The organism is Xanthobacter sp. BG11Y11_SDJG, assembly GCF_057364445.1.
On sequence record NZ_JBNFNU010000699.1, the window covers coordinates 1 to 1,191 of the forward strand.

Consider the following 1,191-nt stretch of genomic DNA (forward strand, 5'->3'; position numbering starts at 1 on the left):
CGATCCACAGCGCGCTCGCCACCGTGGCGCACGCGGACGGCGCGCGGCTGGTGCTCGACGGGCTGTCCGGCTACGCGGCGGAGGCCTTCGCGCGCGGCCGCCTCGCCTTCACGTCGGGCGCCAATGCGGGCTTCGCCAGCGAGGTGAAATCGCATCTCCCGGAAGGCGGCCAAGCGGTGGTCCGCCTGTGGCAGCGCCCGCCTTTCGCGGTGGCGGTCGGGGATGCGGCAAGCCTCACCGCCGGCTGCGACAAGGCCTTCGCCACCTGCCGCGATCGCTTCGCCAACGCGCGCAATTTCCGCGGCTTCCCGCACATGCCGGGCAACGACTTCGTCATCACCGTCGCGGTGCCCGGCGAGGGCGGCTATGACGGCGGGCTGCTGTCGTGAGCGCGGCGTTCCGGCGGGCCGACATCCTCGCGGAGACGCGGGCCTGGCTCGGCACGCCCTACCGCCACCGCGCCTCGGTGCAGGGCGAGGGCGCCGACTGCCTTGGCCTCGTGCGCGGGGTGTGGCGGCGCGCTGCTGGCCCCGAGCCCGAGCCGCTGCCGCCTTATGCGCCCGACTGGGCGGAAGCCGGAAAGCGCGAGACGCTCGCCGAGACCGCCTTCCGCCGGCTCGTGGCGGTGCCGCTCGAAGCCGCCGGCCGGGCGACGTGCTGCTGTTCCGTTTTCGTGCGCACCTGCCCGCCAAGCACGCGGCGATCCTCTCCGCGGGGACGCTGCGGGAGGGCGGGATGATGATCCACGCCTATGACGGCGCGGAGGTGTGCGAGAGCCATCTTGGCCGCTGGTGGTCCCGCCGCTGCGCCTATGCCTTCGCCTTTCCCGGGGTGGCGGATTGAGGGTTCCCCGGACGCATGGAGTGCGAGCGGAATGCGAGCCGGGGTCCAGCGCAAGAGTCCGCCGGAGGCGCTTCGATATCGAGGGTGCTGAGATTCTGCCCGCTTCGCGGAGGTTTTGCGCTGGGTCCCGGCTCGCCTCCCGCGGCGCTCCGCACCGCTCCCGTCAGCCGGGACGCGAGGGCGGGATGCCGGCGCCGCATCCGCCGTTCGCACGCTCTCTTCGACCAACCCGAAGGACCCCACTATGGCGACCCTGCTTTCTCGGCGCGGCCGGCTCCCTGATCGGCGGCGCGCTCTTCGGGCCGCTCGGTGCGGTGGCGGGGCGGGCGCTCGGCGCGCTCGGCGGCG

1 protein-coding gene and 1 pseudogene are annotated in these 1,191 nt (G+C 74.0%); both read left to right on the top strand.

Going from position 1 to position 1,191, the window contains the following annotated elements; genetic code table 11:
• Positions 1-389, top strand: a 389-nt coding sequence (locus AC2W7M_RS25865) for a DUF2163 domain-containing protein (protein ID WP_486135996.1), incomplete at its 5' end; no start/stop codon positions are given.
• Positions 386-843 (top strand): annotated as a pseudogene (locus tag AC2W7M_RS25870) (NlpC/P60 family protein). The gene AC2W7M_RS25865 and the pseudogene AC2W7M_RS25870, both read left to right, overlap by 4 nt.
• The last annotated feature ends 348 nt before the right edge of the window (positions 844-1,191 follow it).